Source organism: Pseudomonas sp. LBUM1644 (genome assembly GCF_059716195.1).
In genome coordinates this window covers 1667979-1688336 of the sequence record NZ_CP166812.1, presented here as the reverse complement: position 1 = coordinate 1688336, position 20358 = coordinate 1667979, and the positions used below count along the sequence as shown (strand labels likewise).

The following is a 20358-nucleotide window of genomic DNA, read 5'->3' as shown; positions in this document are numbered from 1 at the left end:
GCACGCTGCACCTGAAACACCGCGCTTTCTGATTTTACGTCTGCTGCGCAGCCGAACGCAGGCTTCGCCAGCTGCTACAAGACTTGCGCATCAGCCAAATTTGCTAACAAGAGAAAGCCGCCGGCGTCACGCCGAAGGTCGCGCCCTCAACCGCCGCCCCAACACATCCAGCACATCACACCCATCCCGCAACGGAATGGCGCAGAGCAACGCAAAGTCACTGAGAATGAAAGACTGACACTCGATCGACCCACGCATGGACAGGTTCTCCATCACTTGGGTGACGGCGCGAATTCGGTAGCTGGCGGCGTCATACAAAACATCGAGCGGTGCGCGGGTATCGACGAACAGGGTGGGCATGTCATCGCAGTTGCTGGTGAGCGCCATGAAGCGGTTTTCGGGGTGGGGGGTTGGTTTTTCGTAGAGTGGATCGGGTTTAAGTGTTGTCATTAGAACTCCCAAAGAACAATAGGAGCTGCCATCAGCCTTCCTACAGGCTAGGGTGGCAGCTATGCGCGAGGTAGGAATATCGAGACCTTTGGGAAAACTCGACCACGCAGAAGCGTGCCCGCACATAGCCGCCGCAAATGATTCTACGGACGCATGTGAACGGCCGCAAACCAAGCATTGACGCTAAGAGCATCCCATCGGTCTTGAAGGGTTCCTACACCCCGCCACTGAATTTTCAGTGACCACCAAAGACTATCGATGGAATACATTTCACACCAGTTCATGGAAACCGCTACAACTTGAAGGAAATTTCCGACGACCTTGTCCCAAAAAAATCGCCCCTAGCGCTGTCTTTCAAGCTCCTTAATCGCCAATGGATTCCAAGAGTTCGCAGACTTTTTAAGCCAGTACATTGACTTCTCTTCATTACGGGCCATCCCAATTAAGCCTTTTGCATATATCATTCCTAGCTCAAACTGAGCATTAGATTCGCCGGCCTCAGCCGCTTTATGAAACAGCTGAAGCGCCCGTTTTTCATCCCGTGGACCGCCTCTACCACTCCGATACATTTTAGCCAAGCTAGTCTGTGAATACATATCATCTTGAGCGGCAGCCTTTTTATACCAACTCCTAGCCCCCTCATAATCTTTATCGACACCACGACCCTGCTCATACATACGCGCTAATCGCCTTTGCGCGGAAGAGTTCCCTTTTTCAGCAGCTTTTCGATTCCAATATGCTGCGACCACTTCATTTTTTTCTTCACCATTGCTACCAGTCTCATAAATATGAGACAGGACAAACCAAGACATTTCATGGCCTGCCGCAGCGGCTTCCTTATACAATTTAAGAGCCAACTCATCATCTTTTCGCAGGTTATCCGATTTGGTCTTTCCACGCCCATACATTTGGGCCAGACCAAATTTTGCGTCCGCATTCCCCTGATCGGCCGCACGCTGATACCAGACTAAAGCCTCTGTTTCGTTCTCGCGATTCCAATGGGTTGCAAGATACTTTGCAAGTGCTGCTTGCGCAGCAGCGTTTCCCTGCTCGGCAGACTTTCGATACCAATCAAATGAATACTCCCACCACATTTCTACTACACCACATAAATTTTTATCAGCTGCGTTAGCAAAAGCCAGTTGGCTTACAGCGTCACCCGTCAAGGCCATATCATGTAGCATTACGGCCTCGGGATTACATTTCCCCGACTCCATCGCGGCAAGCAAATCCTCCGACTGATTGGCCCAAGCGTTACCAGCCAACATTAAAGCCACGGCTGGCAAACTAAATCTAATTTTTTTCAACGAGCAAATCACAAAACACCTTCCATAGCGCCAACACTCATATACGTCATTCAGACTGACGTCAAATCAAACGCCAATCAGACACAAAGAAGACAAGCTAGTTTAATCACCATTACACAAAAACTGACGGCAACTTTATTTTACTAACTCAGCCTGATACCTCAACAAACACTCCAATAAAACCCGCATAAACCTCCGCCGATCTGCCACATCTTCATCAAAATAGGTTGTTAATTTATCAAAAACAGAGTCAAAGCGTTCACCGGCGCCCAAATAATAAACCAATGTATCGATATACCACTCGCGATCGCTTTCGCTATAGGAAGTAAATTCTGGATACATAAGCATATCGAACAGCTCAGTGAGTTCAGCTTCATCATTGACATTCTTAGAAACTATGATCTTCTCTCTTTCTTCGCTATCAACATTGTCAATATCGAACAAAAAAAGCAGACCGCGCAAAATAGAAAGTTTAGGAATACGTTTCATACTCAAAAGTCCGCATATGTTGTAATCGGAGCGCCAGCCGTATCTAGTATAACGACTGCATCTGTTTGCTTTCCATATACTAAGCCGTCACGCTTATATCCTTCACCAATTTGTTTTCCCATGTTCATTGGTTCTTTAGATGCTGCATGACCGCTTTGTCTAAATATTAGCTGAGCGCGGTTAATGGCATTCAGTTGATCCCTATAGCTTATATAACGTGTCGCTGCGCTAGGTATTTTCGGCTGACCAGTTTTACTTCCAGTTGTGTACCTTTCAATTATTCCGGTTGTTGGGTTCCTTCCTGTCGTTACCCGCTCTCGCTGGGACTCCAAACTAGTCTGCTTGCCGTGCTTTTCGAGAAAGTGAGCACCATTTGTGGACTTCTCCATCTCATCTAAACGTCTGTAAGCATTTGCTTCCGCTAGCTCATCAATCCGAGCCCGCCGCTGCTCTGCTGCCAATCTCGGCAGAGCAGGCTCACCCTCATCTACTTTAGCGCCAGCAACATCATCCGGCGCCGAACAGCCAGGCTTATTCGGCGGCGGACAATTCCCGCTCAACCCCAACGGATCAACCCACCCCGTCGGATTCGGCGTGTACTGATATTGGTTCAGCCCACCCGCCAACTTAACCGGATCCGGCGTCAGGTATCGCCCGACATCCGGATCATAGTACCGATGCCGGTTGTAGTGCAGGCCGCTCTCCGTATCAAAGTACTGCCCCTGAAACCGCAGTGGTTGTTCGAGCTGCTCGCCTCCGCCGAACGCCAACCGCGTGACTTTGCCGTAGGCGTTGTACTTCGCCGACCACACGATTTCACCACCGTAATCGGTGAGTTCCTGCGGTGTCCCCAGGTGATCGAGTTGGTAGTAAAACGGGCAGGCCTTACGCGGCCCCTTGCCGTCGAGCATCGCCAGCGGGCGGAAGCTGTCGGGCTCGTAGACGTAGCTGCGGTAGTGTTCGCGGCTGCTTTCGGCGACTAGGTGGTCGCCTTGCCAGAAGAATTCGGTGGTTTTGCCGTCGACGGTTTTGGCGATGCGGCGGCCAAAGGCGTCGTAGCGATAACTTGCGCAACTTCCATCCGGCAACGTGACGCCGACCAAGCGGTGCTGGCTGTCGTAGGCATATTCGGTGACCAGTTGTTGCCCAGTGCCACGCCGTTCGCGGATCAGGTTGCCGAAGGCGTCGTAGTCGTAATGACGGTCGCCCTGCATCAGCAGACGATTACCCACCACCTTCGCCGCGCCGGGGCGGTCCTGCATCAGCAGGTTGCCGGCGGGGTCGTGGGCGAAGCTTTCCGGTGGGTCGTCGCGGGTATGGCGAACGCGGTTCAGGCGGTTGAGTGGGTCGTACTGGTAGCTGCGCTGGCCGTGGCGAGTGTCGGCGATGCTGTCGAGGTTGCCGTTGAGGCTGTAGGCATAGTCGCGGCGGTAAAGCGGTTGCTGGTGTTGACTGACGGCATGAGCCTTCAAACGTCCTTGGTCGTCGTAGGCGAAATCGCTGAGCAACAGGCCTTGTTGGCGTTGCTGCTCGCGACCGAAGGTGAATTGGTGAGTGGTGAGTCGCGCCCCGTTGAGGTCGATGGCCGTCAGGGCGCCGCCCTTGGCGTGGTGGTAGTCGAGTTTGCTGCCGTCCGGCAGGCGCAGGCGGTTGAGCCGGCCGCAGGCGTCATAGCCATAACGCAACGTGCCCCAGCCCTGGTGTTCGGTGATCAGCCGGTCCTGTGGGTCGTACTCGAACTCCAGCGGGTGATCGTGGCCGTCATCGACGCTGACCAGTCGGCCGAGGCTGTCGTAGCGGTACTCAACCTTGACGCCATCGGCCAGCGTCTTGACCAGCAAACGCCCGGCCGAGTCTCGTTCATATGCCGTAATCAGCTGCGAAACGTCATCGCCGAACTCGGTTTTTTCCAGCAGATGGCCATTGAGGTCGTAGGCATACGCCGTGCGCTGCCCGTCGAAGCCGCTTTCCTGTCGGATCAATCCGCCCGGCGTGTAGTCCAGCTGATATTTTTCGCCGGATTCGTTTTCGATCTCGGTCAGCAACAACTGCGCGTTGTCGTAGCGATACTTCAGCTGGGTGCCGTCGGCGTTGATCCGGCGACTGACCAGGTGCAACTCGTCGAGGTATTCGTAACGCGTGACGCGACCCAGTTCGTCGCGTTCAGCGGTGATCTTGCCGTAGGCGTTGTAGCTGAAAGCGCGCGTGGCCCCATTGGGCAGCGTGGTCTGGATCAGTCGGCCAACGGCGTCCCACTCGTACCGGGTAACGGCGCCGTATTCGTCCTGAGCGGTAATCCTCCGCCCCAACGCGTCGTAGGAAAACCGCCGCTGTCCACCGTCCGGCACGGTCTCTTCGACCAGTTGCCCCAACGCATTCCAGACGAAGACATGCCGGCTGAGATCCGGGTAACGGATCGACAGCAGCCGCCCTTTTTCGTCGTAGTCATAGTGGGTGACTTGCCCGTCAGGATCGGTCGCTTCGGTGACGTCGCCCTGAGCATTGCGTTGGTACTTCCAGACGGCTTTGCCGCGAAACCGCGCGTGCAGGAAACCGTCGCGATACTCGTAGGCCGTTGGCTCGTCTTCCGGCGGAATCAGCGCGACCAGCCGTCCGACTTCGTCGTAGTGATATTCCGTAACCGCACCCAGCGGATCCTGCTCGGCAATCAGCCGGCCTTTATCGTCATAGGCATTGAGCTGTTCACCGCCATCCAATTCGACCTTGCGCACAAGCCGCGCCCGGTCGTCGTGCTGGTAAACCTCTTCGCTGCCATCGCTGTTCTGGACGGTGACGCTACCCTGGTCACCCCAGACATACCGCGCGTCCATCTGCGCGAACGACGCCCAGTGATGGATGCATCTGGCAGCCTTGCCAGACCTTTCCCACGCCCAAAAGAAACTCGCCCCACCGGCCAGTTGCCGTTGCAGGATGACGTGCTGGTCGTCGTAGTCGTAGCGTTCACTTTCGCCAATGGCGTTGCTGGCTTCGATCAGTCGACTGCGTTCGTCGTAGCGATAGCTGACCAGCGTCTGTTCGGTGACCCAAGCCTCGGCCAGCGTGTCGGCCGGGACAAAACGCTGGTAGTCGATGGCGACCAAATGCGCTCGGTCATAACGCAACAACAAAGCGCGGCCGGCGCCGTTGTCGAGGCGATGGATACGGTCGCGGCGGTCGTGAGTGACGCGCAGGCGGTTGTCATAACCGTCGCTGATCGCGCTCAGTCGACCATTGATGAAGTGATAAAACCGCGTGTCGTCACCGGCCTGGGCGAGGATCAGTTCTTCGGGTTGATCACCGAGAAAAATCGCCGCCCGCGACAGGCTGTTGTGGATCGCCGGGCGTCCCACACTCGGCAGAGGGAACGTGGTGCGCCGGTTTTCGTGGTCGATCCAGATGACCGTGTCGCCGTCGATGTCCAGTCGATGGGATAACGAATGGCTCCAGCCGAAACCCAGGCCGCTATCGATCTCGGCAGCACTGGTGCGATAAAGTCGGGTGAAGTCGAACGGCAAAATCCCGTCCAGCGCAGCGTCGGTGAGGGTCAGCAGCTCTTCGCCGGTGACCATCGACACCGGGCATTTGTTGGTGGCGGTTTTATCGGCGGCCTCGGCGCTGTCGCCGTTGGGGTTCTTCGCCTGAACCGGGACGTTATCGTGGTGTTCGTTTTGTTTGAGTGTGGTGTTGCGCTTGGCGTCCCAACGCAAGTGCACCCCGCCTTTTTTCACACCCGCTGCCACGCCGCGCGCGGCGACCTTTTTATAGCGGTCGACGTAGGTCATGAAATTGTTGATGAGGGTGAAGATCGCTTTTACGAAACCCGATACCGCGCTGACGATCGGGGCGCCGTAATTCGCAAGACGCATACCCAGATAGGCAATGCCCGCCCCCGCGCCCGCGAAGGTCAAGACCACCCCGATCAGAATGTCGATGAGCAGCTGAACCACCACGGTTGATACAGCTTCGGCGGTTTTACCGGCAATCTCGCTGGGTGGCAGCATTTCCAGCCAGAGGCTGGTGGTGCGCAGCAGTAAACACAGTGCCGCTTCATCACTGACCAGCAGTTGGAGTTTTGCCATCGCTTGCGGCGCAGTTTTCGCCAGTTCGACCAGTTCATCAGCGCTGCTACCCAAGCGTTCAACAAACTTGCGTGGATTCTGCAGAATGTCCGAAAGCAGGCTGAGGCTGTCCCACACACCAATGACAGCCGCCCAACTCCCCGCGAGCATCCCGTTACCCGCCGCGACAAAAGCAGACTGCGACCACTGCGGTTTGAACCCTTGCCACTCACTGCGCAACCAGGCTTCGAGCTGTTCGCTCAGCCCGTCGTAAGAGGAGAAAAGCTCATCAATTTGCTTCGGGGTGACTTCACTTTGGACATGAACCCAATAGAACTTGCCCGGAATGCCTTTAAACCAACCCTTGCCATGTTTATCGAGCGTGATTGATTTGCGCTCGCCCCCGTCCTGCGCGATCACATCGACCTGAATATTCCCCAGCGGAATGTCGTAAACCGACTCGAACTTGCTCTCGATCTCGAGAATCCCGCTCTGCGGACACTGCGCAACACTGGAGAAAAAATCGTCATCGCCACTACTCACCGACGCGGTGGTGTCACCCAGTTTGATCTGCCGATCCATGCCCACCAGCGAGGGCGTGTCCGTGGCGCGACTCACCGTGTCCGCCGCCCGGTTGAACCAACCCTTCAGCTGTTCGCGGTAAAGCGACAAGGTGTCCGGAAAACTGTCGAGTTCCTGCTCGATACGGTCGATGTGCTCCATCAACCCACCGCACGGCATGAAGTGAAGCGAAAAACCAGGTCGATCATGAGCAATCCCTCGCGCAGAAAATGGGCGCGCGAGACTTTGCGGGGGATCAGTCCAGAAAGAAGTCAGGAAAGTAGGACGTAGCTGTAGGGCAAATCTCTAAATAACGATCACCGAAAAACATGCAGGCAAAAACGCAAACGTGGCGAGAGGTTTCCCTCACGCCACGTTCGTTTTTCGGACAACTATGGGGTTTTTACTCAGACCCGCGAGACGCCAACTCTTTAAGTTTGATCTCAGCCAACGGATGCCCGGCCTTGGCAGCAATGGTCCAGAACCGAGCTGCTTCAGCCGGGTCGGGCGCCTTGCTCGGCGTGCCCGCCAGGCTGATCACGCCTACCTGATACGCCGCTTTGCCATCACCCGCCAACGCCGCCAGGCGCAGCAAGCGCACACCTTCCTCACGCGCCCCAAGGCCAACGCCGCGAAAGGTCAGGATGTGGCCATAGAAGCTCTGGGCGCCGACATCACCCAGGTTCGCCATGCGGGCGAACTGGCCTTCGAGCCAGCTCCAGCCACGCGGCTGGCGCACAAACCACGACCAATGAAACAAACGGCGGGCCAGCCAGTAGCTTGCCCGCGCCTTGAGTTTTAAAAACACTCAGGCCTCCGCCGATTCCGGGTACTCGTATTCGAACACTCGCACCACTTCCGAGGCATGCCAGGATGCGGCTGCGACGCCATCGGACGGGCCGGAGAAACGCCCCAGGCGCTCGACACACTCGAAGAAACCAGTGCGTGGCAGACGGCTGGCACCCTGGCTGATCACCAGTGAGCTGCGCAGGGGCTGCTCGGCTTTGGCGTCCAGGGCGGCCAGATGCTCAAGGGCCGCGGTCAGGGTTTGCATGGCCGGCGTGGGCAACTGCAAACGCTCCAGCAATGCGCGGTAAGTCAGTAGATGGCGCTGGCGGCGGGCCTGGTCCAGTTCGCCCAGCAACCCGTCCCAATGTTGACGACTGATGCGTACGCTCACGATTCATCCCTCCACCCTGGCACCGTCAATTCCCAGGCCAGGCTGCGGCGAATCGCAGCGTCGGGTTGACGCTCGCCACTTTCGATCAAGGCCAGATAAGACGGGCTGATGCCTACCGTGCGGGCCAGTGCCTCGATGGCGATGCCCTTCCCTTCGCGCAAACTGCGTAGTTGATCCAGGCCTGGAAGAATCTGGTCTGGTGTTGCGGCGTGACGCACCGGTGCGTCGGGCGCCGGCTGCTCATTGATACCTGCTGCTTTCAGTAGAGCCTGATACTGAGCCCACGGCAGTACCGCATATTCGGGCTCGCCTTCGCGTGTGATTATCTGAATATCCATGACTTCCCCGTAGGACAACGACACTTAGCGAGTCGGCGCTTTTCCTTAGAAGTGTAATCCTAACAGCGGCCAAGGTCGCGGGGGTATGAATATAGGAAGGGTACTCAATCGGCTTAATGCCGATCAGTTAAGCCGTATTGCGATTTGTAGCAGCTGGCGAAGCCTGCGTTCGGCGGCGAAGCCGTCGAGGAGTCAGTCGACGCGGTGCATCAGAAACACCATGTGCACAGGTTTTACGACGGCTTCGCCGCCGAACGCAGGCTTCGCCAGCTGCTACAGGTAGCGTGTCTCACTTGGAATTTCTTAACTGACAGGCATTACTCAATCAGCTCAGCTTTTTTTCGGCCCCTGCAGCTGAAGTTGTTCAGGGGTATCGGGCAAGCGCTCGACTACTGCAAGCTTCTCAGGCTGCTGACGATTCCGCCAGGCACGGAAGGCATTGAGTTCGTCGTCGAGGACTTTCATCAGCCACGCCAATACGGCAATGTCGTCGAGCATGCCGAAAACCGGAATGAAATCCGGAATCGCATCAACCGGACTGAGGAAATACATCAGGCCTGCGACCACCGAGATCAGCGCCTTCGGGCTAATGGCGCGGTATTCACCACGCCAATAGGCAAGGCACAGTGCCTGCAGCAAACGCAGGTCGTCCTTGAGTTTGCCCAGGCGGGCGCCCTGGCTGGCACCTTTGCTGGCGACTGCGAACAACAAGGTCGGCAAACGTCCACGGGCGAGCAGGCGTCCGGCCAGAGGCAAGAAACGAGCGAAATTCCAGGGTGCTTTCATCATTCCTCCCGCTGAAATGTTATCCACACAAATTGTGGATAACCTTGTGAACAGAGCTGCATTTCACGGCTGAAAGCCCCGTTGCGTATGGGCCTGACTCAGATCGGGCGTTTTTTACTCACATAAAAAAACCCAAGATTTCATTGACTTGGCGCTCTGGCGCGGCTAGTACGAGCGTCCTCAATGGCTATGACTCCAGCCTACAGCATCCGTTCGCTTTGTTTACCTCTCACCAAACCCTGGATGCAACAACGCCCCGCATAAGCGAGGCGTTGTTGTCAGAGCAGACGCAAATTACTTGGCAGCGTCTTCTTGTTTTGCCGGATCTTTGATCGCCAGCAGTTCCAGGTCGAATACCAGCACCGAGTTGGCTGGAATCGCCGGGCTCGGGCTTTGCGCGCCGTAAGCCAGTTCGCTAGGAATGTACAGTTTGTACTTCTCGCCAACGTGCATCAGCTGCAGGCCTTCGACCCAACCCGGAATCACGCCGCTGACCGGCAGATCGATCGGGCTGCCGCGCTCGACGGAGCTGTCGAAAACGGTGCCGTTGGTCAGCTTGCCGGTGTAGTGAACAGTCACGACGTCAGTCGGCTTAGGCTGTGCACCATCGGCCTTCTTGACCACTTCGTACTGCAGACCGGAAGCGGTGGTGGTTACACCGGCTTTCTTGGCGTTGTCTTCGAGGAATTTCTTGCCGGCGGCTGCCGACTCTTCACTCATCTTCGCCATGCGCTCTTCAGCACGCTTTTGCAGTGCTGCGAAGGCTTCGACCAGTTCGTCGTCCTTCAATTTCTGTTCTTTCTTGCCGACGGCATCTTCGATGCCTTGGGCTACGGCTTTGGAATCCAGGTCATCCATGCCTTCCTGAGCCAGGCTTTTGCCCATGTTCAGGCCAATACCGTAGGAAGCTTTTTGCGCCGGAGTTTTCAGCTCTACGCTGGTCTGCGAGTCGCAACCCGCAAGTACCAGGCTAACCAGGGCCACCGCCGCCGCCAACCGATGCTGTTTCATGCTATTTCCTTGTTCATGCGCCTAAAGGGCAATCGAGTAAAGCCGCGAGCTTATCAGGCGGCCACGACCAATGGCTACCGGCATGAGAGCAGGAAACTTCTGATAAGTTCAGGTGTTTTAACGCATTTCCGGAATCGGACGATGAAGCTTCTGTCATCTTCCTCTTACAGAGGCTGATCCCGTATCCCACAACATCTGGCGTAATGGCCACTTGCCGCACCTTTGGAGCTGAGGCATAAGAGATCGATAAATCGACAAGGATGTTTATCTTGCGCCTCTTGTTCCGCGTGTTAACTCTGATCGCTGTGCTGCTGGGACTGGGCCTTGCCGTGGTCCTGTACTTCGTCGCCAACCCGAAACTGCCGGACTGGTCGCCCGCGCAACAGGTGCACTACCTGGAGCAATGGAGCGCCGCCGACCGCCAGACTTATTACTTCACACCTCAGGGCACTCGGGTCAAAGACTTGCGCTACGACTGGTTCAACGCCCTCGAACTGCCGTTCTCGCAACAACGATTTGCCGCCCCCGAATACCTCTCACGCTTCGGTTTTCTGATCGACCCCAGCCAGAAACCGTCGCCGAACAACCCGGGCAACCTGCCCGTGGGGTTCGCCCGGCATCAGAATCCTGGCAGCCGGGATGAATTCCTGGACATCACCTGCGCCGCTTGCCACACCGGAGAATTGCGCTTCAACGGCCAGGCCGTACGCATCGACGGCGGCTCAGCGCAGCATGTCTTGCCATCCAGCGTTCCTACACTGCGAGGCGGCAGTTTCGGACAAGCGCTGGTGGCCAGCCTGGCATCGACTTACTACAACCCATGGAAATTCGAACGTTTCGCACGCAACGTGTTGGGCCAGGACTACGACACCCGGCATCAGCAACTGCGCACAGACTTCAAGGCATCTCTTGATACGTTCTTGAAGGTGGCCTGGAACGACACCCATCGCGGGCTCTACCCGACCGAAGAAGGCCCCGGCCGCACCGATGCATTCGGGCGCATTGCCAACGCCAGTTTTGGCGATGCGATTTCCCCTGCCAACTACCGGGTCGCCAATGCTCCGGTTGATTATCCGCAGCTTTGGGACATGTGGACCTTCGACTGGGTGCAGTGGAACGGCTCGGCGCAGCAACCCATGGCGCGCAATATCGGTGAGGCCCTGGGCGTAGGGGCCACGCTGAACTTCTTCGACAGTAACGGCCAGCCCCTCAAGGGCGATGACCGTTACCCCTCCAGCGTCCGGGTGCGTGATTTGCACTTGATCGAACAAACCCTGCAACGCCTGAAACCACCTGCCTGGCCGGAAGAACTGCTGGGCGCAATCGACAAACCCTTGGCCGCCAAAGGTCACGCGCTGTTCACCGAGAATTGCGCCGGCTGCCATGTTCCTCGATCCGTCGAAAGCGACGGGCGCTGGGTGCAACATCTGAAAATGTTGCCGGTGGCGTTCGTTGGCACGGACCCTGGCGCGGCCGACAACATTGCCGACCACCGCTTCGACCTCAGCGCCTTGCAGTGGGACCCGGCAGAATTGGGTCAACTGGATGTGCACTTGCAACCGACGCCCAGCGAGCCGCTGGATTTAAGCAAGCTCTCGTCGGCCAAAGGGTTGGCGTACATCACTGCTTTCGTCGAGAAGCGCGCCTACCGCGACGCGAACATTCCCGTCACCGAGCGCCCGGCCATGGACGGTTTCGGCCTGCCCATCGGGGTCCGGGAATTACGCGCCTACAAGGCTCGGCCGCTGGCGGGTGTATGGGCGACGGCGCCCTTCCTGCACAACGGTTCAGTGCCCAGCCTCTATCAACTGCTCTCGCCCCAGGATGAACGGGCGTCCACATTTTACAAAGGCACCTTCGAATACGACCCAAGGCACTTGGGTTATCGCACCGAGGCGTTCAGCAACGGCTTCGAATTCGACACGCGCATCACCGGCAATCACAACAGCGGCCACGAATTCCGCGCCGGCAAACTCGGCAACGGGGTGATCGGTCGCTGGCTGCAACCCGAGGAGCGCTGGGCGCTTCTGGAATACCTGAAAGTATTGGGCGGCCCGCTGGAGGCACAATTGCCATGAGTACTCTGTGGATGCGGTTTGGCGTCTTCCTCGGCAAAACCCTGCTCTGGTTGTTGGGCCTTGGATTGCTCGGCTGGGCGCTGTCGACAGCCTGGTTTGCCTGGCAGCACAGCGGGCCGGTGTCAGCTGAAGAACTGATCCCGGACGGTGAAACGGCAATGACTCAGGACGTCATCCAGACCGCTGTGCGCATTGTCGACCAGCACCGTGAAAGCACGCGTTACCTGCGCGATGCGCATGCCAAGGCGCACGGCTGTGTGAAAGCCGAAGTGCAAGTGCTGCTGGGGCTGACGGCAGACCTGCGTCAAGGTGTGTTCAGTGAGCCGGGCAAAACCTGGCAGGCGACCCTACGCCTGTCCAACGGCAATGCTTACCCGCAGTTCGACAGCATCCGCGATGCTCGGGGGATGGCGATCAAGTTGCTGGATATACCCGGCAAACAACTGCTCGACGATCAAAAAAACCGTGGAGAGCAGGATTTCGTGATGTTCAGCCATCCGAATTTTTTTGTCAGCGATGTCGCCGAGTACCGTCAGAATGTGGCGGCACAGGCTGACGGCAAGACGTTGATGGCGTTCTTCCCCGGCTGGGATCCGCGAACCTGGCAGGTTCGACACCTGTTTATCGCGCTGGCCACCCTCTCCCCTGCCCCGGATAGCCCGACGCGGACGACCTACTTTTCAGTTTCGCCTTACAAATTCGGTGAGGCCAATGCGAAGTTCAGGGTGATGCCGGATCCTGACAGTTGCCCGTCATACACCCTGCCGGTGCAAAACCAGAAGCTGCCGAACTTCCTGCGCAATGCTCTGAATCAGCAACTGTCCACGGATCGGGTACCCGCGTGTTTCGTCTTGCAGGTCCAGCGGCAAACTCCGGCCAAGTACATGCCGCTTGAGGATACGAGCATCGAGTGGAGCGAAAGTGATGCGCCGTTCGAGACAGTGGCGCGCATCAAAGTGCCAGCCCAGGACTTTGATACGCCAGCGCTGAACCTGCAATGCGATAACCAGTCTTTCAACCCGTGGTTTGGCCTTGAAGCCCATCGGCCAATTGGCGGCATCAACCGGCTACGCAAAGCGGTATACGAAGCGGTCAGCGATTACCGCCACAGCCGCAACGCCGAGCAATAAGCAGGAAACACGCGATCTGTAGCAGCTGTCGAGGTACGAGGCTGCGTTGCGTGTCCGCAGGACCGCCCTGAGGGCCGCTGCGCAGCCCAACGCAGCCTCGTACCTCGACAGCTGCTACGAAAAGCCAAATCGCAGACAGCAAAAAGCCCGCATAAAGCGGGCTTTCTGTGTGGTGACCTGGCGTTCAGCGTTCCAGATTACCGAATATGGCGCAGCGGACGGGACTCGAACCCGCGACCCCCGGCGTGACAGGCCGGTATTCTAACCGACTGAACTACCGCTGCGCGTAACATTGAAAGTAGTGGTGGGTGATGACGGGATCGAACCGCCGACATTCTGCTTGTAAGGCAGACGCTCTCCCAGCTGAGCTAATCACCCTTTACCTTCGTTGCGGAGCGCATTGTGCCACAGATTTTCATAACGTGTTGATTTAATTGAAATATTATTCAAAAAACCTGAAAACCGGTGAAACGACACGACCTGCAGGAACAACATGCAAACTTCGGGCAGAAAAAAACCCGCGTTAGCGGGCTTTTCCGTGGTGACCTGGCGTTCAGCGTTCCAGGTTACCGAATATGGCGCAGCGGACGGGACTCGAACCCGCGACCCCCGGCGTGACAGGCCGGTATTCTAACCGACTGAACTACCGCTGCGCGTAACACTAAAGCGAATGGTGGGTGATGACGGGATCGAACCGCCGACATTCTGCTTGTAAGGCAGACGCTCTCCCAGCTGAGCTAATCACCCTTCACTTTCGGTGTGGCGCGCATTCTACGGAGCGTCCCCACCTCTGGCAAGCACTTTTTTAAATAATTTTTGCAGGCCTTCCAAAGGCTTAGAGAAGGGTTGGCCTATGGCGCCGCTAAGAGAATAATGCCCCCCTTTGTATAAAGGAGAGACTCGCCCCATGTGGTTCAAAAACCTGCTTATCTATCGCCTGACCCAAGATCTGCCTTTTGATGCCGAGGCGTTGGAAACTGCACTGGCCACCAAACTGGCGCGTCCATGTGCAAGCCAGGAGTTGACCACCTACGGTTTCGTCGCGCCATTCGGCAAGGGCGAAGATGCGCCGCTGGTACACGTCAGCGGCGACTTCCTGCTGATCTCGGCCCGTAAAGAAGAACGTATTCTGCCGGGCAGCGTCGTGCGTGACGCGGTGAAGGAAAAGGTCGAAGAGATCGAAGCCGAACAAATGCGCAAGGTCTACAAAAAGGAACGCGACCAGATCAAGGATGAAATCATCCAGGCCTTCCTGCCTCGTGCCTTTATCCGTCGCTCGTCGACCTTCGCCGCCATCGCGCCGAAGCAAGGCCTGATCCTGGTCAACTCGGCCAGCCCGAAACGTGCCGAAGACCTGTTGTCCACCTTGCGTGAAGTGATCGGTACGCTGCCAGTACGTCCACTGACCGTGAAAATGTCCCCGACAGCGACCATGACTGAATGGGTCACCACCCAGAAAGCCGCGGACGACTTCTTTGTGCTGGACGAGTGCGAACTGCGCGACACCCACGAAGACGGCGGCATCGTCCGTTGCAAGCGTCAGGACCTGACCAGCGAGGAAATCCAGTTGCACCTGAGCACTGGGAAAGTGGTCACTCAGCTGTCGCTGGCCTGGCAGGACAAGCTGTCCTTCGTCCTCGACGACAAGATGGTGGTCAAGCGCCTGAAGTTCGAAGACTTGCTGCAAGATCAGGCGGAACAAGACGGCGGTGAAGAAGCCCTCGGCCAACTGGACGCCAGCTTCACCCTGATGATGCTGACCTTCGGTGATTACTTGCCGGCGCTGATTGAAGCGTTGGGTGGTGAAGAGATGCCGCAGGGGATCTGATTGACTTGATGGGCGCCCGCCTTAATTGGTGGCGCCTCTCAAAAAGATCGCAGCCTTCGGCAGCTCCTACGGGGAATCGCGTTCCAATGTAGGAGCTGCCGAAGGCTGCGATCTTTTAAGAGTCAATACAGGTATTAAACCCTCCCCACGTTTAAACACACAATGAGGATCAGGCCATGCGTGCACTGGCTGCATTGAGTCGCTTTGTCGGCAACACCTTCGCTTACTGGGTACTGATTTTTGCCGTAGTGGCGTTCTTGCAACCGAGCTGGTTCATCGGATTGAAAGGCGCGATCGTGCCGCTGCTGGGGCTGGTGATGTTCGGCATGGGCCTGACGCTCAAACTCGAAGACTTCGCCGAAGTCGCTCGCCATCCCTGGCGCGTGGCCCTAGGCGTGGTCGCGCACTTCGTGATCATGCCCGGTGTGGCGTGGTTGCTTTGCCAGGCCTTCCACTTGCCGCCAGAGATCGCCGTCGGCGTCATCCTGGTCGGCTGCTGCCCTAGCGGTACATCGTCGAATGTGATGACCTGGCTGGCACGCGGTGATCTCGCATTGTCGGTGGCTATCGCGGCTGTCACCACCCTCCTCGCCCCGCTGCTGACCCCTGCGCTGATCTGGCTGTTGGCCTCGGCGTGGCTGCCGGTTTCGTTCATGGAGCTGTTCTGGTCGATCCTGCAAGTGGTGCTGTTGCCGATCGTGCTCGGCGTGGTGGCCCAGCGCGTACTGGGGAGCCGGGTTCGCCATGCCGTGGAAGTGCTGCCGTTGATCTCTGTGGTGAGTATCGTGATCATCGTCACCGCAGTGGTTGCCGCCAGCCAGGCCAAGATTGCCGAATCCGGTTTACTGATCATGGCTGTGGTCATGCTGCACAACAGCTTCGGTTACCTGCTGGGTTATTTCACCGGGCGCCTGTTCAAGTTGCCACTGGCCCAACGCAAATCCCTGGCACTGGAAGTCGGTATGCAAAACTCCGGGTTGGGCGCGGCCCTGGCCAGTGCGCACTTCTCGCCTCTGGCGGCAGTGCCCAGTGCGCTGTTCAGCGTCTGGCACAACATTTCCGGCGCGTTACTCTCAACGTATTTCCGGCGGATGAGCGAGAAAGAAGATCGGGAAATGGCGGCTCGGCAAGCCGTCGATTAAGCCGAAAACTTGATCCCCGGGTTAATGATGGGCACTCTATGGCGCAACGCGAGGACGACCTCGCGGCTCGATCGAGTCATTAATCTGGGGACGACCCCGTCAATCGATGGAGGTCTTTCATGTCCTGGATCATTCTGTTTTTCGCCGGCCTGTTCGAAGTGGGCTGGGCCGTCGGACTGAAGTACACCGACGGCTTCAGCCGCCCGCTCCCCACCGCATTGACCGTTGCCGCCATGGCCATCAGCCTTGGTTTGTTGGGCCTCGCCATGAAGGAACTGCCGCTGGGCACCGCCTACGCAATCTGGACAGGGGTGGGTGCGGTCGGGACCGTCATCGCCGGAATCATTCTGTTTGGTGAATCCATGGCGTTGTTCCGGCTGGCCAGCGTGGCCTTGATCATTGCCGGGCTGGTTGGACTGAAAGTCAGCGCCTGACCTGGTTACGACTGCAAAAAAGCCCACGCCCCTAAGACAGGGGCGTGGGCTTTTTACATTGACCTGCAGTTATCCGCCGTAACGGATCAGCTTTCAGCCATGGCCAAGCGTTCACGTGTCACTGGAGCTTTTTCCGCGTGCTCCAGTTGCATGCAGCGTTCCAGGAACAGGAACATGTAGTCGTAGCTTTTGCACACGGCCTGGCGCAACTCCACTTGCAATGCCTTGCTCGGGTTCATGCCTGCCAGCGTGCAGATGATTTCCAGCGCTTCCCACGGATGGGCATCGTCATACTGGGCGTGCATCTTCAACCACTTCATGGCGCGCTTGCGATCCTCTTCAGGGAATGCAGCCGCATAAATGCCATTGGAACAGACCAGTGCCGACCACTCTCCGGTCGCACCTTCAATGGCGTAGTTGGTCGCCGCAATGGCCACGATCAGCGAGTCAGCCGAACTGGTGTGCCAGCACCAATGACTCAGCGCATGAAGCTCAGGGGCAACCTGTTGCGCTTGCAGATCTTCCAGGCTGACGCCGTGTGCACGGCTCCAGTTCACCCAGTAATCGGCATGGTTCAATTCGACACGAATGTTGCGCATCAACCAGCGACGCGCCATGTCTTCGCCAGGGTGGCGCGCAAAGCGGGTCTTGGTCAGATTCTGTGCCATGTATAACGCGAACTGCTCGACCACTGGCCAGCCACCGATAAGGTACTGGCGCATGGTCTTGGCGCTGAGTTTGTTGTCACGCATGCGCTGATACAGTTCGTGTTCGACAACCCGGCGCTTACTCTCGCTGCAATCCTGGATCAAACGCTGAGCCCAGGTGGGGTAACTTGCAGCTTCCATGAGTGGTCCGGTTCGGTTGAATGTGTCGATCACTGTCGAGCTCCTTTTGATTGTGATTGTTAGGATCAGCAAGAGATTTCAACGGAACGTGCCAGGTGCCTTGAACAACAAAGGCTGAGGCCTGGCAGGACGACTTTGTAAACTGTCGCAGGTAAACAGATGCGGGCGTTCAATAACATACCCTTGAGCGTAATCCACCCCAATCTCCAGCAATGCCTGCTCGATCTGGGGTGTCTCGACAAACTCGGCAATCGTACGCTTACCCATGACATGGCCGATGTGATTGATCACCTCGACCATGGCGCGGTTAATAGGGTCGTCCAGCATATCCTTTACGAAACTCCCGTCGATCTTCAGGAAGTCTACAGGCAAATGTTTCAAGTAAGCGAATGAGGACATTCCGGCGCAAAAGTCGTCCAGGGAAAAATGGCAACCTAAGCCTTTGAGCTCATTAATAAATCTGATTGCACTGCCAAGATTGGAAATTGCGCTGGTTTCAGTGATTTCAAAACAAATCATTTCAGGCGGTATGGCGTAAGCAATGAACTGTTCACGCAGGAAGACCAGAAACGCCTCGTCTCCTATCGTCGTGCCTGACAGATTGATCGCACACATGGCCAGCGGCCCCTTGCGCTTCTCGGCCACGCATTGGGCGATGATCTTGAAAACATTCTGCACGACCCAGCGATCAATTGACGTCATCAGGCCGTAACGTTCGGCAGCCGGGATGAAACTGTCCGGCAGAATCATGCGCCCGGCTTCATCATGCAGGCGCAACAGAATTTCGATATGCCCGCCACCCTGACCGGTATTACCAAGCGGCGCAATTTCCTGAGCGTACAAGCAGAAGCGGTCGTCTTCCAACGCCATGTGCAAGCGCTGGACCCAGGCCATTTCGCCGAAGCGCAGGGACAGCTCCGAATCGTCGGCATGATAGACCTGAACCCGGTTGCGCCCCTTTTCCTTAGCCATGTAGCACGCCATGTCGGCCGCGCGCAGCGAGGCTTCAAGGGTGGTCGGGTTCTGATTGATATGCACCAGCCCGATGCTCACGGTCGTCACAAACGGCCGGCCTTTCCAGACAAAGTGCAAGTTCTGCACGGTTTGGCGCAGGTTCTCGGCGATTTTCTCCGCCGCTTCAAGGGCACAGTTTGCCAGCAGGATGCCAAACTCGTCGCCGCCCAGCCGCGCCAGGGTATCGCCCTCGCGCAACCCCGATTGCAACAGCGCACAAATGTGCCGCAGCAACTCGTCGCCCGCCGCATGACCGCAGGTATCGTTGACCAGTTTGAACTGATCCAGATCGAGGAACATCAGGGCATGGCGCCCCGGCTGACGCGTCAGGGTATGCATCGCCTGCTCCAGGCGATACTCGAACTCGCGGCGGTTGGCGAGCCCGGTCAAGGCATCGTGCGTCGCCTGCCAGGACAAGTTGGCAATGTATTGCCGCTCCTGGGTCATGTCGTGGAGGACCAACACAGTGCCGCTGACTTTACCGGCATTGCGAATCGGCGCACCGACCAGGGTGACTGAAACCGTGCTGCCATCCAGGCGCTGAATCAATTTTGAATGCTCGCTGCCTCCGCTTAGCTGCCCGCTCAGGATGTGCTCGATCAGTGTAAAACCATCGGCCTGGGCGTTTTCGTCCAGCAAATTGAACAACGCCGCCAGCGGCAACCCCGTTGCCTGCTCGGCTTTCCAGTGTGTCAACGCTTCGGCGGCCGGGTTCATGTAGGCAATCGCGCCTTCGACATCCGTGGTAATCACACCATCGCCAATCGATTGCAGGGTGATCTGCGCCCGGTCCTTTTCCAACTGAAGGGCTTCGGCGAATGCGTGGCGCTGCTTGAGCAGTTTGTGGGTGCGGAGCAATGCCAGCGCAATCAAGCCCAGCGCGGTGGCAAGGTTCGTCACCAACAGTAGCCGCAAAATCATCCGCGAGCCTTCACCGAGTGCATCGCTGAAGGCCTTCGCTGCCGGTGTCACGCCATCATTGATAGCGAATATCTGCGCCTTCCAACGCTTGATGTCGGCCTCAGAGGTATGCGTGGCCGTGATGTGCTGATGCATTTCTTGCGCAACGTCATCAAGTCGCACCAGATAGGCGTCACCCACGGTCCACCGGTCGATGGCTTTTTCGAGGTAACTGAAGTGCCGGAAATTGAGGTAGAGCCAGATCAGGCTGGAGACGTCGTCCGGGTGGTTACCACCCTTGAGGATAGCCAGTCTTGCCGCTTCGATATTCGGTGGCTGAAGATCCAGTGCCAGACGCAATTCGTGCCCACCCTGAGGCACGGCTATGGCGTTCTGGTACTTGAGGAAAATCGCTTCGTCACGACTGTCTGCGTAAAGATTAAGGTAATAGATTGCGTCTTTCTGGCCCTTGGACCACAAACTTTCACCGGCAACATAGCCGCGCACCGCCGAAAGAACGTACAGGCTGACACCGCCCAGCAGCGCCTGAAATAACACAACGGCAATAAATGGCCAGACGATGCCCAGCAACCGAGGCGTTCCGAGTGTCCGCGTTTGATTCATGAGGTCCCTTGATTTAGCACTGCCAGATCAGCATCCCGACGTGATCGCTATAGCTAGACTAGGGCGCGTTTTCCATCCCGGCAAGCAAGAAGCCCTGCAGTCTTCGGGAAAGCGCCAAAAAAGGTTATTTTTCAGCACGTAACGGATAAAACGGGCACCACGACAAAACCGTCTTTCGCC

General features: G+C 57.1%; 16 protein-coding genes and 4 tRNA genes. 5 read left to right on the top strand and 15 right to left on the bottom strand.

What is annotated here, in order from left to right; translation table 11 throughout:
• Window positions 1–126: 126 nt before the first annotated feature.
• The 9 genes from ACA052_RS07695 to bamJ all read right to left on the bottom strand — a co-directional run bounded on the left by ACA052_RS07695 (window position 127) and on the right by bamJ (window position 10180).
• A complete protein-coding gene (locus ACA052_RS07695) occupies window positions 127–450 on the bottom strand; it encodes a hypothetical protein (RefSeq protein ID WP_497649115.1) in 324 nt (107 codons plus the stop codon).
• Window positions 451–791: 341 nt separating this feature from the next.
• A complete protein-coding gene (locus ACA052_RS07690; protein ID WP_497649114.1) occupies window positions 792–1769 on the bottom strand; it encodes a tetratricopeptide repeat protein in 978 nt (325 codons plus the stop codon).
• A 123-nt stretch (window positions 1770–1892) separates the two neighbouring features.
• Complete coding sequence (locus ACA052_RS07685) at window positions 1893–2246, bottom strand: hypothetical protein (protein WP_497649113.1); 354 nt, start codon at window positions 2244–2246, stop codon at window positions 1893–1895.
• Between the two features lie 2 nt (window positions 2247–2248).
• Window positions 2249–7027: an RHS repeat-associated core domain-containing protein gene (locus tag ACA052_RS07680; RefSeq protein ID WP_497649112.1), complete on the bottom strand. Its 4779-nt coding sequence runs from the start codon at window positions 7025–7027 to the stop codon at window positions 2249–2251.
• Between the two features lie 241 nt (window positions 7028–7268).
• Window positions 7269–7673 carry an SEL1-like repeat protein gene (locus ACA052_RS07675; RefSeq protein WP_497649111.1) on the bottom strand — a complete coding sequence of 135 codons (405 nt, stop codon included), beginning with the start codon at window positions 7671–7673 and terminating at the stop codon, window positions 7269–7271.
• Window positions 7674–8045, bottom strand: coding sequence for a hypothetical protein (locus tag ACA052_RS07670; protein ID WP_003223109.1), 372 nt, complete (start codon window positions 8043–8045; stop codon window positions 7674–7676). It abuts the gene before it with no gap.
• Window positions 8042–8383 (bottom strand): helix-turn-helix domain-containing protein, encoded by a 342-nt coding sequence (locus ACA052_RS07665; protein WP_497649110.1) that lies wholly within the window; start codon window positions 8381–8383, stop codon window positions 8042–8044. Before ACA052_RS07665 ends, ACA052_RS07670 begins: the two co-directional genes overlap by 4 nt.
• A gap of 330 nt (window positions 8384–8713) precedes the next feature.
• Window positions 8714–9169 carry a YkvA family protein gene (locus ACA052_RS07660; protein ID WP_497649109.1) on the bottom strand — a complete coding sequence of 152 codons (456 nt, stop codon included), beginning with the start codon at window positions 9167–9169 and terminating at the stop codon, window positions 8714–8716.
• Window positions 9170–9463: 294 nt separating this feature from the next.
• Window positions 9464–10180: a BamJ family beta-barrel-assembly machinery protein gene (gene bamJ / locus ACA052_RS07655; RefSeq protein ID WP_157710663.1), complete on the bottom strand. Its 717-nt coding sequence runs from the start codon at window positions 10178–10180 to the stop codon at window positions 9464–9466.
• A gap of 269 nt (window positions 10181–10449) precedes the next feature.
• Here bamJ and ACA052_RS07650 point away from each other — a divergent pair, with 269 nt between their 5' ends.
• Together ACA052_RS07650 and ACA052_RS07645 are read left to right on the top strand one after the other, a co-directional pair.
• On the top strand, window positions 10450–12258 hold the full coding sequence (locus tag ACA052_RS07650; protein WP_497649108.1) for a di-heme-cytochrome C peroxidase: 1809 nt from the start codon (window positions 10450–10452) through the stop codon (window positions 12256–12258).
• Complete coding sequence (locus ACA052_RS07645; RefSeq protein ID WP_497649107.1) at window positions 12255–13388, top strand: catalase family protein; 1134 nt, start codon at window positions 12255–12257, stop codon at window positions 13386–13388. The genes ACA052_RS07650 and ACA052_RS07645 overlap by 4 nt, the downstream gene beginning before the upstream one ends.
• Window positions 13389–13595: 207 nt before the next feature.
• Here ACA052_RS07645 and ACA052_RS07640 read toward each other — a convergent pair.
• The 4 genes from ACA052_RS07640 to ACA052_RS07625 all read right to left on the bottom strand — a co-directional run bounded on the left by ACA052_RS07640 (window position 13596) and on the right by ACA052_RS07625 (window position 14135).
• Window positions 13596–13672, bottom strand: a tRNA-Asp gene (locus ACA052_RS07640).
• Window positions 13673–13690: 18 nt separating this feature from the next.
• A tRNA-Val gene (locus ACA052_RS07635) sits at window positions 13691–13766 on the bottom strand.
• Between the two features lie 198 nt (window positions 13767–13964).
• Window positions 13965–14041, bottom strand: a tRNA-Asp gene (locus tag ACA052_RS07630).
• Window positions 14042–14059: 18 nt separating this feature from the next.
• Window positions 14060–14135: transfer RNA gene (locus ACA052_RS07625), tRNA-Val, on the bottom strand.
• 160 nt (window positions 14136–14295) lie between these two features.
• Between ACA052_RS07625 and rdgC the strand changes: the two genes are divergently transcribed.
• The 3 genes from rdgC (at window position 14296) to sugE (ending at window position 16792) form a co-directional block, all read left to right on the top strand.
• Entirely contained in the window at window positions 14296–15216 is a 921-nt protein-coding gene (gene rdgC, locus ACA052_RS07620; protein WP_497649106.1) for a recombination-associated protein RdgC, read from the top strand.
• A 176-nt stretch (window positions 15217–15392) separates the two neighbouring features.
• Window positions 15393–16358: a bile acid:sodium symporter family protein gene (locus tag ACA052_RS07615; RefSeq protein ID WP_497649105.1), complete on the top strand. Its 966-nt coding sequence runs from the start codon at window positions 15393–15395 to the stop codon at window positions 16356–16358.
• Window positions 16359–16477: 119 nt separating this feature from the next.
• Window positions 16478–16792: a quaternary ammonium compound efflux SMR transporter SugE gene (gene sugE, locus ACA052_RS07610; protein WP_027922462.1), complete on the top strand. Its 315-nt coding sequence runs from the start codon at window positions 16478–16480 to the stop codon at window positions 16790–16792.
• A gap of 86 nt (window positions 16793–16878) precedes the next feature.
• Here sugE and ACA052_RS07605 read toward each other — a convergent pair whose 3' ends face one another.
• Window positions 16879–17640 (bottom strand): iron-containing redox enzyme family protein, encoded by a 762-nt coding sequence (locus ACA052_RS07605; protein ID WP_497649104.1) that lies wholly within the window; start codon window positions 17638–17640, stop codon window positions 16879–16881.
• A 78-nt stretch (window positions 17641–17718) separates the two neighbouring features.
• The gene (locus ACA052_RS07600; RefSeq protein ID WP_497649103.1) at window positions 17719–20178 is read right to left on the bottom strand and encodes an EAL domain-containing protein; all 2460 of its coding nucleotides are present in this window, start codon (window positions 20176–20178) and stop codon (window positions 17719–17721) included.
• Window positions 20179–20358 lie beyond the last annotated feature (180 nt).